The organism is Microbacterium sp. As-52 (assembly GCF_049949185.1).
In the GTDB taxonomy this organism is placed as follows: Bacteria; Actinomycetota; Actinomycetes; order Actinomycetales; family Microbacteriaceae; genus Microbacterium; species Microbacterium maritypicum_A.
Genome location: NZ_CP188171.1, coordinates 1,279,709 through 1,292,798, shown reverse-complemented (window position 1 = coordinate 1,292,798; position 13,090 = coordinate 1,279,709). Strand labels below are relative to the sequence as shown.

The window sequence follows — 13,090 nt, the reverse complement described above, 5'->3', positions numbered from 1 at the left end:
ACCTCGCGATCGACCCGGTGTGCTCGGTTCAGGCCTTCTGGAAGTCGGAGGGCCTCCAGGTGCCGTCGAACGCGGGGGCGCCTGGGCCGTAGATCCGGAAGTAGGCGAACCACTGCGAACCGGGGGTGGTCTGCAGCCATGGCACCTCATCCCGGGGTCGATCGGGACCGAAATGAAGGGTGATCCCGCCGGATCCGTCGGGCGCGAGGTCGTCGCGCAGGCTTGTCAGCACGGGCTTGAACTGCGGGGTGTTGATCTCCGAGCGGGTGTCGAGGTCATAGAGGGTGACAGACCAGAACTGAGCGGCGGGCACGGGTGCGGGAACGGTCAACGTGTACGACGTGGCCCCATCCAGTGCGGCCCCGTCCGCATCGACCGCGGCGAGCCAATAGAGCGAGCCGGCGCCCTCCTTGTGCATGAACATCTTGTCGGTTTCGAGGGTGGCCTGGTAGAACCAGCGCTCCCGCACCGAGAGGTTGAGGAAGTTCTTCTCGTAGTACCCGAAATCTCCCTCGGAGTAGACCACCCACTCCCAATTGCGGTCAGGCCAGACGAGCCGTTCCGGTGCGTCGTCGGCGAACGCCGCCACCACGAGCTGCTCGTTCGCCTTCTCGGCTGCCTCGGACAGGATCGAGACGAGTTCCGCGTCGGGCGCGAAGGGGCGGTCTGCCCGCAGGCCGAGGTCGGCGAGCATGCCGTACTGGTTGTAGAGCGCGGGGGACGGCACATCCATGTCGAGTGCGCGCTTGAGGGCATGCCAATAGTCGAGGGTTCCGTCGACCACGCAGGGGTTCGCGACGGCCTTGCGGTCGGACATGTCCACGAACACGTTCGGTGCCGGGTTCTCCGCGTCGGCCCAGGGGTAGACCTTCAGCGTGCGCAGCAGGGCCTTCCCCTTCTCCGGGTCGGGGAACGGTGCGCGCGCGCAGATCAGGAACCTGTTCGTCGGGGGGTGCTTGACGATGTAACCGGACTCGGGTAGGGGTCCGTCGTACCCCGGGGGGACGAACAGGTACTTGGCGCCCTTGCCCTCGTCCTCGCCGACGACGCCCATGTTGGTGACGAACTGGAAGTTCGTGTCATCGATCACGCCGATCAGCGGACCGGCGGGGAGCTCGACGACGACGGGGCCGTCGGTCGTGTCGCCCAACCCGAGTCCGTAGGGGGTGTCCGAGTTCTGGGTGAGGGTGACGAGGTCCGGCGTGGTGAGCTGGATGAGGAGACCGCGGTTGGCGGGCGCCCCGAGCTCTTCGATGGACTCGAAGTTCAGCACCATCGACACCGTCGGGTAGAAGAACTTGTACGCCTCGACGGCGCGGTTGAGCAGCGCGTCGCGGCGGATCCTGACGATCTCTTCGGTGGTGGGGAGCTTCTTCATCGGCGGTGTCCCTTCATGGCGTTTCCGCGATCATGTCAGAGACCGTCCGCGCGGGAAAGAGGCGTCAGTCCCGCAGGCGCTGGGGGCCGGCGCCCTGGGTGCCCAGGGCGTCGTCGGGGTTGAGCAGGCCGCACGCCTTCATCGACAGGCACCCGCATCCGATGCATCCGGTCAGTTCGCGCTCGAGGCGCTCGATGCCCTCGCGACGCTTCTCGAGCTCGCGCTTCCAGCGTCTCGACGCCCGTTGCCAATCGGCGTGGCTCGGAGTCTCGGTCAGGGGCACGTCGGCGAACGCGGTCTGCACGTCCGACAGCGGGATGCCGAGGCGCTTCGCGACCGTGATGAGCGAGACACGACGCAGCATGTGCCGGGCGTAGCGGCGCTGGTTGCCGGGCGTGCGGGTCGAGGCGATCAGGCCGAGCGTCTCGTAGAAGTGCAGGGCGGAGGCGGCGACCCCGGTGCGTCGGGTCATCTCGCCGATCGTCAGTGGCTCGTCTGGTGCGTGCGGACTCATCCGGCGTGCTCTCCCTCCGTCTGCCGTCCCTCGATTTGACCTCAAGTGTACTTGAGGTTTTACGGTTGAGGGGTGGCTCGGAGACGGGCCGAACGAACGAATGAGGACAGCGTGACCCGGACGAAGACCCCGCGATGACCTATGTGATCGCCCTGCCGTGCGTCGATGTGAAGGACAAGGCCTGCATCGACGAATGCCCTGTCGACTGCATCTACGAAGGCGAACGCTCGCTCTACATCCACCCGGACGAATGCGTGGACTGCGGTGCCTGCGAGCCGGTGTGCCCGGTCGAGGCGATCTTCTACGAAGACGACCTGCCCGACGAGTGGCAGGACTACTACAAGGCCAACGTCGAGTTCTTCGACGAGCTCGGGTCGCCGGGAGGCGCCGCGAAGACGGGGATGCTCGCCTTCGATCACCCGATCATCGCCGCGCTCGCACCACAGGGGGAACACGCATGACCAACCCCGAACCGCGCATCGCCGTCGTCGGCGCGGGGCCCGCGGGCATCTACGCGGCCGACATCCTGCTCGACCGGGTGCCGACCGCATCGATCGACCTGTTCGAGAAGCTCCCGGCACCGTATGGTCTGGTCCGCTACGGCGTCGCGCCCGACCATCCCCGCATCCGCAAGATCACGGATGCCCTGCACGAGGTGCTCGTGAACCCGCGCATCCGGCTGCGGTGCAACGTCGAGGTCGGCGTGGACATCGGGATCGACGAGCTGCGTGCCGCGTACGACGGAGTGATCGTGGCCACGGGGGCCGACCTCGATGTCGCTCTCGACATCCCGGGCATCGACCTGCCCGGTTCGTTCGGCGCGGCCGACTTCGTCGCCTGGTACGACGGGCACCCCGATGCGCCGCGCACCTGGCCGCTCGCCGCCGAGGCGGTCGCGGTGCTCGGCGCCGGCAATGTGGCGCTCGACGTGACGAGGATCCTCGCCAAGCATGCGTCGGCGCTGACCCACACCGACACCCCGGATGCCGTGCTCGACCAGCTCGCTGCCAGCCCGCTGCGGGACGTGCACCTGTTCGCCCGTCGGGGCCCGGCCGATGTGCGTTTCTCGGCCATGGAGCTGCGCGAGCTCGCCGAGCAGGACGACGTCGATGTGATCGTCGACCCGCACGAGCTCGCCCTCGACGAGCACGCCGAGCGGATGGTGGCGCAGTTCTCGCAGCGCCGTATCGTCGTGCGCACCATGACCGAATGGGCAGCCCTCGATCCCGCGAGCCGCACCGCCTCGCGCCGCATCCACCTGCACCTGCGGCAGCGTCCGGTGCGCGTGCTCGGCACGGACGCGGTCACCGGTATCGAGATGGAACGCACCGCATCCGACGAGCTGGGCCGCATGGTCGGCACGGGGGAGCTGCTGCGCTATGACGTCGGAGCCGTCTACCGCGCAGTGGGCTACCGCTCGACACCTGTTCCCGGGGTGCCGTTCGACGCCGCTCGCGGCGTCGTGCCGCACGTCGAGGGTCGCGTCGTCGATGCGGACGGAGCGCCGATCCCGCGACTGTACGCGACCGGTTGGATCAAGCGCGGCCCGGTCGGGCTGATCGGGTCGACCAAGTCGGATGCCGCGCAGACGATCGGCCACGTCGTCGACGACCTCGATGCGATCGAGCGCGAGGCGCGCGACATCGATCCGATCGCCCATCTCTCGCAGGCGGTCGACCTCGACGGCTGGCTGCGCATCGACGCCGCCGAGCGCGGGGCCGGAGCGGAGCGCGGTCGCGAGCGGACGAAGCTCGTCGAACGTGATGAGATGCTGGCACATGCGAAGCAGCAGCAGATGATGGAGGCAGGTCGATGACCGCGACACCCGTACCCACGCCGATCGGCGAGGCGCTCAAAGCCGCCTTCCGCACCCACCCGGCGGGAGTCGCGATCATCACCGCGAGCACCCCGGAAGGGCCGGTCGGTCTCACCGCGTCCAGCGTCGCCTCGGTGGCGGTCGATCCCGCGGCGATCGTGTTCTCGGTGACCCGTGCCACCGGTTCTGCAGGAGCGATCCTCGGTGCCGACACCTTCGTGGTGCACCTCATCGACGACGAGCACTCCGATCTCGCCCAGAGCTTCGCGGTCAGCGGGTCCGAGCGGTTCACGCCCGAGCAGGGATGGGCCACGCTGCCGACCGGCGAACCGCACCTCCCCGAGGCCAGGGTGGCCCTGCGCTGTCGTCCGATCCAGACGGTCGCCGTCGGTTCGTCGACCGTGGTCATCGCCGAGGTCATCGAGGTGCTGCCTGGTCTCTCCGGGCGCCCTCTGGTGTACATCGATCGCCGTTTCCACGCACTTCCACACGACAACAACCACTGAAAGGAAGACGTCATGACCACGCTCTACACACTCCCCGAGCTGCCGTACGACTACTCGGCCCTCGAGCCGCACATCTCGGGCAAGATCATGGAGCTGCACCACTCCAAGCACCACCAGGCCTACGTCACGGGGGCGAACACCGCACTCGAGCAGCTCACCGCCGCCCGCAGCGCGGGTGACCTCGCGAACGTGAACAAGCTCGAGAAGGACCTCGCCTTCAACCTCGGCGGCCACATCAACCACTCGGTGTTCTGGCAGAACCTCTCGCCCGAGGGCGGCGGAGCACCCGAGGGTGAGCTCGAGGCCGCACTGGTCGACGCCTTCGGATCGATCGACGCCTTCCGCGCCCACTTCACCGCGACCGCACTCGGTGTGCAGGGATCCGGTTGGGCCGTGCTCGCCTGGGACAGCGTGGGCGCGCGTCCCGTGATCTTCCAGCTGTTCGACCAGCAGGGCAACGCGCCGCTCGGCGTCACCCCGCTGCTGCAGCTCGACGTCTGGGAGCACGCCTACTACCTCGACTACCTCAACGTGCGCGCCGACTACGTCAAGGCGTTCTGGAACCTCGTGAACTGGCCCGATGTGCAGCGCCGCTTCGAGGCCGCCCGCACGGCGACGAAGGGTCTCATCGTCGCGAGCTGACCCGCGCCGCCGGTCACGCGAGGGAGAGGAACAGCTTCTCCAGTTCGGCCATCGACACTCCACGGGTGTCGGTGGCCGCTTGCGTCTCCGCCTCGGGCTCGGTCATGCAGTCCTTCATGGCGGAGGCGACGATCTGGAAACCCGCCTTGTCGAGAGCCGAGGTGACGGCGGCGAGCTGTGTGACCACCGCCCGGCAGTCGCCACCCTCTTCGACCGCGGCGATGACGGCGCCGAGCTGTCCTCGGGCTCGCTTGAGACGGTTGGCGATCCTGCGCTGGGTGTCGGCGTCTGCGGATGACATGGTCGCTCCCTGGGTGTCGGCTGGACTCCCCACTATACCCCCGGGGGTATAGTGGGGACCGATACCCACGGGGGTATCGGTGAGGAGACGATGAAAATGTGCCGAGCGGTCCGTTGCAAGACCTGCGGCAAGACGACCTGGGCGGGGTGCGGTCAGCACGTCGACGCCGTGCGGCGAACGGTGCCTGCCGCGCAGTGGTGTTCCGGACACCCGAAGGAGCAGGCGCAGGGCGGCTTCTTCTCGCGGATGTTCCGGCGATGACCACCGTGCAACCGCTCACCGTGGTCATCGTCGGTGGGGTCGCCGGGGGCATGTCCGCCGCCGCGCGCCTGCGCCGCCTCGACGAGCACGCGCAGATCATGGTGTTCGAACGAGGGCCCGAGGTCTCGTACGCGAACTGCGGCTTGCCCTATTACGTCGGAGGGGTGATCGCAGAACGCGAATCGCTGCTCTTGCAGACGCCGGAATCTCTGCGCAGCCGCTTCCGACTCGATGTGCGTGTGCGTCACGATGTCACGCGAATCGACACTGCGCAGAAGCTCGTCGAGGTCATGGACATCGACTCGGGGCGCCGCTTCACACAGAGCTACGACAGGCTGATCCTCGCCACCGGCGCGCGCCCCCGTCTGAACGAGCCCTCCTCGGGCATCCGCACGCGCAGTCTGCGGACGGTCGAAGACGCGGATGCGATCGACGCCGCGCTCTCGCGGGCGGGCGTTCCGGTGGTGGTGGTCGGCGGAGGCTACACGGGCCTGGAAGCGGTCGAGAACCTCGTCGCTCGCGGCGCATCCGTGACGCTGGTGCAGCGGGGATCCCACCTCCTCTCCCCGCTCGATGCGGAGATGGCCGCACCGATCACCGCCGAGGTCCGCGCGCACGGCGTCGATGTGCGCCTCGGCGTCGAGGTCGTGCGTGCCGTATCCGGGCGGGTCACGCTGAGTGATGGGGCATCCGTCCCCGCCGAACTCGTGATCGATGCCTCCGGAGTTGTACCGGAGACGGCGCTCGCCGAAGGTGCCGGCATCCGGCTCGGTGAGACCGGCGGCATCGCGGTCGATTCGATGTGCCGCACGAGCGCCCCCGACGTGTTCGCGGTGGGCGACGGCGTCGAGAAGCTCGACCTCGTGGGCGGCGACACGGCTCTCATCACGATGGCCGGCCTCGCGAACCGACATGGACGCATGGTGGCCGACCTCATCGCGGGGAGGACGGAGACGGCGCGCCCCGCGCTCGGCACCGGGATCGTCCGCGTGTTCGGGGTCGACGCAGCGAAGGTGGGCTGGAGTGAACGGCAGCTCCGGGCCGCAGGACGTGACTTCTACGTCGTGCATGTGCATCCCGGATCCCACGCCGGCTACTACCCCGGCGCCGAGACGCTGTCCATGAAGATGCTCGCCGACCCGGCCTCCGACGTGATCCTCGGTGTGCAGGTGGTGGGGCGAGACGGTGTCGACAAGCGGATCGACGTGGTGGCGACCGCCATGCAGGCCGGTATCACGGCCGCCGGGCTCGCGAATCTCGAACTCGCCTACGCCCCGCAGTTCGGCTCGGCGAAGGACGCGGTCAACATCCTCGGCTACGTCGCCGAGAACACCCGCTCCGGCACGACTCCGACCATCCAATGGCATGAACTCGCTGACGAGCAGCGTGGGGGAGCGACACTTATCGACGTGCGCTCGACGGCCGAGCATGCTGCCGGCGCGATTCCCGGCGCCGTCAACGTGCCACTCGACGAGCTCAGAGAACGGCTCGACGAGGTGTCCGATGGACCCGTCATCGTGCACTGCCAGGTCGGATTGCGTGGGCACATCGCCACGCGGATCCTCCGGCAGCGAGGCGTGGACGCGCGCAACCTCGACGGCGGCTATCGCACCTGGCGCGACGCCACCCTATGTGAACGCTAGAGCAGGCGGGAGGTGGTCCCGCGCACGTTCAGCTCGTAGGGCAGCGCCGACGGGATGTGCACGGCGTCGGGGGTGGCGAGCTTCGCCAGCACGGCATCGGCTGCCCGCTCGCCCTGTCCGAGCGGGAACTGATCGACCGTGGTCAGGCGGAAGAACTCGCCGAGTTCATGCCCGTCGATGCCGACGATCGACAGCTCCTCGGGAACGCTGAAGCCCAGGTCTCGGGCCGCGAGAAGTGCGCCGATGGCCATCTCGTCCGAGGCCGCGAACACGGCGGTCGGGCGGGGGCCCGGGCGGCCGAGCAGCTGCTTCGCCGCCCGGTAGCCGCCCTCGACCGTGAAGTCGGCGGGCTCGAGGAAGGCATGGTTGAGGGGGATGCCCGCCTTCGCCAGCGCCTTCTCGAACCCCAGGCGGCGGTTGGTCGGGATGTGGAAGTCGATGTCGAACTCCGGGTTCGCCCCGATGTGCGCGATATCGGTGTGGCCCAGGCTGATCAGATGCTCGGTGGCAAGTTGCGCGACCGCGACATCGTCGACGGTGAGGGTGTCGAGCTTCGGGTTCGGACCGCCGATCGCGATCACAGGAAGTCCGAGGTCGAGCAGATACTGCGTCTCGTCCTCGTCGAGCTCGATCGACACCGCGATCACGGCGTCGACGCGCTGTCGGCGCAGGAAGGTGTCGAACACGTGCCGACGTACGTCCTTGTCGGCAGTGATGTTGTACAGCGTGATGTCATAGCCCTCGCGCATGAGCGCGGCGGAGACGCCGGAGAGCACCGTGCTGAAGAACCACCGGTCGAGGAAGGGCACGATCACCCCGACGTTGCGGGTGCGACCCGAGGCCAGGCTCGACGCCCGCGACGAGACGACATAGCCGAGCGACTGCGCCGCGGCCTGCACCCTCTCCTTCGCGGACTCCGATACGTGACCGCGTCCGCTCAGTGCGCGGGAGACGGTCGCGGTGGAGACTCCGGCGAGCCGGGCGACCTCATCGATGCTGGCCATGTGTTCCTCTGTCGAAAGTGCTCCGGTCGCGATTCCTGCCGGTTCACGCGGGCGTGAGCGACAGGAATCGCGACCGGAAGGGCGTGTCAGGCCTGCGTCGCTGTGGTGTACCAGACGGCGGTGTCGACCGGGATCGACGCGCCTTCGAACGGCTGGCTCTGCAGCATCACGAAGGCGTCGGCCGGCAGCTCGATCGGCGCCGTGCCGAGGTTCGCGACGACGTGCACGTCACCACGTCGGAAGGCGACCGCGTCGGGACCGGCGTCTTCCCAGACCAGCGAGCCGCTGCCGAAGCCGTGCTCGCGGCGCGCGGCCAGCAGACGCTTGTACAGCGCGAGCGTCGATGCGGGATCGACCTCTTCGACGTCGCGGGCGTAGGCCGCCCAGTCTGCGGGCTGCGGGAGCCACGAGAGACCGGTGTCGTTGAATCCGAAGGCCGGAGCCTCGGCCTCCCAGGGCAGGGGCACGCGGCATCCGTCACGACCGTAGCGCTCGCCGTTCGTGCGGAACCAGGTCGGGTCCTGACGGTACTCGTCCGGGATCTCCATGGCCTCGGGCAGGCCGAGCTCTTCGCCCTGGTACAGGTACGACGAACCGGGCAGTGCCAGCATCAGCGTGGTCGCGGCGCGGGCGCGGGCCAGGCCGATCGCGGTGTCGGGCTTGCTCGGGGTGTTCGGGCCGATGCCCTCGCCCTGGGGGTTGTCCGCCGTCAGCGCGAGGCGCGAGGCGTGGCGCACCACATCGTGGTTCGAGAGCACCCAGGTGCTCGGGGCGCCGACCGCGCCGAAGTCGTCGAGCGACTCCCGGATGACGTCGCCGAGGGCCTTCGCGTTCCACGGCGTCATCAGGTACGGGAAGTTGAACGTCTGGTGCATCTCGTCCGGACGCACCCACAGGGCCGTCTGCTTGAGCGTCGGCATCCAGGCCTCGCCGCACAGGGCGCGGTCGCCGTCGTACTCGGCGAGCACCTTGTGCCAGTCGCGGTAGATGTCGTGCACGCCGTCCTGGCCCCAGTACGGCACGTTCGACTCGCCGCCGCCCATGGAGTCGGCATCGCTCGGGGGCGTGTAGTCGGGCAGGCCTTCGGCCTTGATCATGCCGTGGGCCACGTCGACGCGGAACCCGTCGACACCGCGGTCGAGCCAGAAGCGCAGGATGGAGCGGAACTCCTCGCGCACCTCTTCGTTGGTCCAGTCGAAGTCGGGCTGGGTGGCGTCGAAGATGTGCAGGTACCACTGGCCCGGCGTGCCGTCGGCCTCGACGACGCGCTCCCACATGCCGCCGCCGAACACGGATTCCCAGTTGTTCGGCGGGAGCTCGCCGTTCTCGCCCTTGCCGTCGCGGAAGATGTAGCGCGCGCGCTCGGGGCTGCCCGGGCCGGCCTTCAACGCCTGCTGGAACCAGACGTGCTGGTCGGACGAGTGGTTCGGCACCAGGTCGACCACCACGCGGATGTTGCGGGCATGGGCGGCCTCGAGCATGTCGTCGAAGTCGGCCAGCGTGCCGAACAGCGGGTCGACGTCGCGGTAGTCGGCCACGTCGTAACCCGCGTCGCGCTGCGGGCTGGTCATGAACGGGCTCAGCCAGATCGCGTCGACGCCGAGCTCCTGCAGCGCATCGAGTCGGCTGGTGATGCCCGGCAGGTCGCCGATGCCGTCACCCGAGGCGTCCGCGAAGGATCGGGGGTAGATCTGGTAGATGACGGCGCTGCGCCACCACTCGGAACCGGGGGCTGCGATCTGCTCAAGCTGTGCCATGGGAACAGGCTAGTGCAAACGCTTACATTCATGCCAGAGCGGGGATCGAATCGGTTCGGTGCCGCGGATTCCGCCGGCCGAGGCCGCGCCACTTGCATGACGGTCGGCCATTTGCATGATCGTCGAGCGTCCGTGGTCAGGCATCCGTCGCGGTCTCATGCCGGTGTCGCCGGCGGTGCGATCGCAGGCGGGGAGTAGGGTGAGGCATCCGATGAGTGGAGGCTGTCATGGTTCCCGAGATCAACTACTGGGCGGTCCTGCTGGCCACCGCGTCGAGCATGCTCGTCGGCTCGGTCTGGTACGCCCCGAAGGTGTTCGGCACGCGCTGGTCGAAGCTCGCGAACGTCGACATGGATCGTCCTGCGGCCACAGCGGCCTGGCCGATCATCACCACGGTCATCGTGAGCTTCATCACGGCCTGGGTGCTCGCCGGCGCCTCGTCGATCGCGTGGCACTTCTACGGCGGATCGTACTTCTGGGGCGCCGTCGTCACCGCTGTCACGCTGTGGGCGGGGTTCACGGCCGCCCGTTTCATCACGCACGACGCGTTCGAGGGGCGCTCGACCCGACTCACCACGCTGAACATCGCGCACGAGCTGGTCACGGTCGTCGTCATGGCGATCATCATCGGCGTCTGGCCGCCGGCGCTCGCCTGAGGTACCGCTCCGCCTCCCGGGGGGACCGGCGAACCGGTAGCCGGGTCGGTTCGGAGGACTCGCCGATCGGAGAGCCATCTCTAGACCTTCGCCGCTTCTGCGAGCGCATGCGGGGTGCGAGGCTCGTTGGGTGACCTGCCGGTCACCCGCGTGCTGCGGACCCGCGCGCGGTTCAGACCGAGGGGTCTCGATGTCCGGATCTTCGCGCCGATCGGCGCCGTGGGCGGTCGCCGCCGCGCTCGTCGCCGCAGTTGTGCTGGTGGGCGCGGCTCCTGCCGCGTGGGGCGTCATGCGCCCGTCGGATGACCAGGCATCCGGTGCGAGTGGCCTGGATCCCTCGCAGTCCGTCGCGCTGGCCTACGAGTTCCTGGATACGCGCGTCGACCAGTTCTGCGATGGAGCCGGACACTGTCTGCCGCGCAGCTACGAGGGCGGATTCTTCACCACTCCGAGCTGGGACTTCACCCCCTCGTTCGTCTACGACGATGCGCTCGTGATCATCGCGTACACCGCCAGGGGGCTTCCGGACGACCTCCGTCGCGCGCGGGCGATCGGCGACACCCTGCTCTTCGTGCAGGAGAACGACCCGATCGGCGACGGCCGCACACGGGCGTCGTACGAACCGCACGGGATCCGCGAGGGGCGGGTGGAGATCACCGGAGCCGGCAGCTTCACCGGGAACCAGGCGTGGGTCGGATTGGCTCTCGCGCGTCTCGCGCACGCGACCGGAGATTCGCGGTACCTCGACGGCGCGCTGCGGGTGGGCCAGTGGATCCAGGACAACACGGCCGACATGGTCCGAGCCCCGTACGGGTACACCGGGGGTCAGCTCGAGGACGGCACGTCGCTGACCTGGAAGTCCACCGAGCACAACAGTGACGTCTCGGGGTTCTTCACGCAATTGGCTCAGCTCACCGGCGACCCCGTGTGGTCCGATCGGGCAGCGGTCGCCGCCGACTTCGTCGCGGCCATGCAGAGTGCGGACGGCCACGTCGACACCGGCACGGGCCTCGACGGTTCGACCATCAACACCCGTCCCATTCCGCTGGATGCGCAGACGTGGAGTTCACTCGCCACGGGCGACCCGCGCTACGGCGCCGCGCTGGACTGGACGCTCGCGAACCTGATCGCCACCGACGGCCCGTACACGGGCCCCTCGATCAGCGAGGTCGATGTGTCGAAGGCCTGGTTCGAGGGGAGCGGACACCTCGCGCTCGCTCTCACGCTCCGCGACGGCCCGGGAGACGCCGACCGGGCCGAGACGTTGTTGAGCAGCATCCGTCTGGCGCAGCGCGATGCTCCGAACGGTGACGGCAAGGGGATCGTCGCGACCTCGAACGACGGTCTCGACTCGGGTTTCGGCGACCTCTACTACGCCAGCCTGCACGCGGGCGCGACGGCCTGGTACCTGCTCGCGGCGGCGGGGGACAATCCGTTCACCCTGCCTGCCGACTGACCTGCCGTTCGACCGGCCTGACGGCGGACCGGCCTGAGGATCGACCGGCCTGACGGCGGACCCGCCTGACGGCGGACCGGCCTGAGGTTATGCGGCGACGCGGGCGACCGCGGCGATGGCGCTCGTGAAGAAGTCGAGTCCGTCGATGCCGCTGCGCATGGCGACAGCGGTGTCGGGGCCGAAGCCCGCCTCGGTGGCGTGCTCGGGGTGCGGCATGAGTCCGACCACGTTACCCGCCTCGTTGGTGAGACCGGCGATGTCGCGGAGCGATCCGTTCGGGTTGACTCCGGCGTAGCGGAAGGCCACGAGCCCCTCGCCCTCGATACGGTCGAGGGTCTGCTCGTCGGCGATGTAGCCGCCGTCGGCGTTCTTGAGCGGGATCACGATCTCCTGGCCGGTGCGGAACGCATTGGTCCACGCGGTGTCGGAGTTCTCGACCGTGAGCTTCTGGTCGCGACGCACGAAGTGCTGGTGGTTGTTGCGGATCAGGCCGCCGGGCAGCAGGTGAGCCTCGACGAGCATCTGGAAACCGTTGCAGATGCCGAGCACGGGCATTCCCTTCGCGGCGGCATCCTTGACCTCACTCATGATCGGCGAGAGCGCGGCGATCGCGCCGGCGCGCAGGTAATCGCCGTAGCTGAAGCCACCGGGGAGGACGAGTGCGTCGACGCCCTCGAGGTCGTGCGAGCCGTGCCACAGGGCGACCGGCTCTGCGCCGGCGATGCGCACGGCGCGCTGGGCATCGCGGTCGTCGAGCGAGCCGGGGAAGGTGATGACGCCGATGCGGACGGTCACTCCGCGACCTCGATGCCGACGACGTCCTCGATCACGGAGTTGGAGAGCACCTCGTCGGCGATGCGCCGGGCCTCGGCGAGAACCTCGTCGGTGACCTCGCCTTCGACGGTGAGCTCGAAGCGCTTGCCGATGCGGACGTCGGTGAAGCCCTCGACGCCGAGGCGGGCGAAGGCGCCGGAGACGGCCTTCCCCTGCGGGTCGAGCAGTTCGGGCTTGGGCATGACGTCGACGACGATGGTGGGCATGACGGCTCCAAGAGTCGCGGGCGGACGGGCGCATCCAGTCTACTGCCCTCGGCTCACCCGCCCACTCGCCCCCTCGCTCCTCCGCCCCCTCGGTGCCGAGTGCACGACATCTCGCC

The 13,090-nt window shown here is 68.7% G+C and carries 14 protein-coding genes; 7 read left to right on the top strand and 7 right to left on the bottom strand.

Annotation, left to right across the window (positions count from 1 at the left end; translation table 11 throughout):
- Positions 1-28: 28 nt before the first annotated feature.
- Together ACLFA2_RS06175 and soxR are read right to left on the bottom strand one after the other, a co-directional pair.
- Positions 29-1,378: a DUF1214 domain-containing protein gene (locus ACLFA2_RS06175; RefSeq protein WP_426622221.1), complete on the bottom strand. Its 1,350-nt coding sequence runs from the start codon at positions 1,376-1,378 to the stop codon at positions 29-31.
- A 64-nt stretch (positions 1,379-1,442) separates the two neighbouring features.
- Positions 1,443-1,892, bottom strand: a complete 450-nt coding sequence (gene soxR / locus ACLFA2_RS06170) for a redox-sensitive transcriptional activator SoxR (RefSeq protein WP_021199250.1) — start codon at positions 1,890-1,892, stop codon at positions 1,443-1,445.
- A 134-nt stretch (positions 1,893-2,026) separates the two neighbouring features.
- Between soxR and fdxA the strand changes: the two genes are divergently transcribed.
- From fdxA to ACLFA2_RS06150, 4 genes are read left to right on the top strand one after another with little or no spacing between them, the layout of a single operon-like run.
- Positions 2,027-2,353 (top strand): ferredoxin, encoded by a 327-nt coding sequence (fdxA, locus tag ACLFA2_RS06165; protein WP_021199249.1) that lies wholly within the window; start codon positions 2,027-2,029, stop codon positions 2,351-2,353.
- A complete protein-coding gene (locus tag ACLFA2_RS06160; protein ID WP_426622220.1) occupies positions 2,350-3,708 on the top strand; it encodes an FAD-dependent oxidoreductase in 1,359 nt (452 codons plus the stop codon). The genes fdxA and ACLFA2_RS06160 overlap by 4 nt, the downstream gene beginning before the upstream one ends.
- Positions 3,705-4,214: a flavin reductase family protein gene (locus ACLFA2_RS06155; RefSeq protein WP_021199247.1), complete on the top strand. Its 510-nt coding sequence runs from the start codon at positions 3,705-3,707 to the stop codon at positions 4,212-4,214. Before ACLFA2_RS06160 ends, ACLFA2_RS06155 begins: the two co-directional genes overlap by 4 nt.
- 12 nt (positions 4,215-4,226) lie before the next feature.
- On the top strand, positions 4,227-4,856 hold the full coding sequence (locus ACLFA2_RS06150) for a superoxide dismutase (protein WP_021199246.1): 630 nt from the start codon (positions 4,227-4,229) through the stop codon (positions 4,854-4,856).
- A gap of 13 nt (positions 4,857-4,869) precedes the next feature.
- On the opposite strand, the gene ACLFA2_RS06145 is transcribed toward ACLFA2_RS06150, so the two are convergent.
- Positions 4,870-5,157, bottom strand: a complete 288-nt coding sequence (locus ACLFA2_RS06145; RefSeq protein ID WP_426622219.1) for a metal-sensitive transcriptional regulator — start codon at positions 5,155-5,157, stop codon at positions 4,870-4,872.
- Positions 5,158-5,414: 257 nt separating this feature from the next.
- On the opposite strand from ACLFA2_RS06145, the gene ACLFA2_RS06140 reads away from it, so the two are divergent.
- Positions 5,415-7,061 carry an FAD-dependent oxidoreductase gene (locus ACLFA2_RS06140; protein WP_347124625.1) on the top strand — a complete coding sequence of 549 codons (1,647 nt, stop codon included), beginning with the start codon at positions 5,415-5,417 and terminating at the stop codon, positions 7,059-7,061.
- On the opposite strand, the gene ACLFA2_RS06135 is transcribed toward ACLFA2_RS06140, so the two are convergent.
- Both ACLFA2_RS06135 and ACLFA2_RS06130 read right to left on the bottom strand, forming a co-directional pair.
- Entirely contained in the window at positions 7,058-8,065 is a 1,008-nt protein-coding gene (locus ACLFA2_RS06135) for a LacI family DNA-binding transcriptional regulator (protein ID WP_021199243.1), read from the bottom strand. The genes ACLFA2_RS06140 and ACLFA2_RS06135 overlap by 4 nt on opposite strands.
- Positions 8,066-8,151: 86 nt before the next feature.
- Positions 8,152-9,822, bottom strand: coding sequence for a glycoside hydrolase family 13 protein (locus ACLFA2_RS06130; protein WP_021199242.1), 1,671 nt, complete (start codon positions 9,820-9,822; stop codon positions 8,152-8,154).
- A 227-nt stretch (positions 9,823-10,049) separates the two neighbouring features.
- On the opposite strand from ACLFA2_RS06130, the gene ACLFA2_RS06125 reads away from it, so the two are divergent.
- Positions 10,050-10,478: a DUF1761 domain-containing protein gene (locus tag ACLFA2_RS06125; RefSeq protein ID WP_021199241.1), complete on the top strand. Its 429-nt coding sequence runs from the start codon at positions 10,050-10,052 to the stop codon at positions 10,476-10,478.
- Between the two features lie 190 nt (positions 10,479-10,668).
- On the top strand, positions 10,669-11,934 hold the full coding sequence (locus ACLFA2_RS06120) for a hypothetical protein (RefSeq protein WP_426622218.1): 1,266 nt from the start codon (positions 10,669-10,671) through the stop codon (positions 11,932-11,934).
- 87 nt (positions 11,935-12,021) lie between these two features.
- Here ACLFA2_RS06120 and purQ read toward each other — a convergent pair whose 3' ends face one another.
- Together purQ and purS are read right to left on the bottom strand one after the other, a co-directional pair.
- A complete protein-coding gene (gene purQ, locus ACLFA2_RS06115; protein WP_029266853.1) occupies positions 12,022-12,729 on the bottom strand; it encodes a phosphoribosylformylglycinamidine synthase subunit PurQ in 708 nt (235 codons plus the stop codon).
- Positions 12,726-12,974, bottom strand: a complete 249-nt coding sequence (gene purS, locus ACLFA2_RS06110; RefSeq protein WP_017204254.1) for a phosphoribosylformylglycinamidine synthase subunit PurS — start codon at positions 12,972-12,974, stop codon at positions 12,726-12,728. Before purS ends, purQ begins: the two co-directional genes overlap by 4 nt.
- Positions 12,975-13,090: the final 116 nt, after the last annotated feature.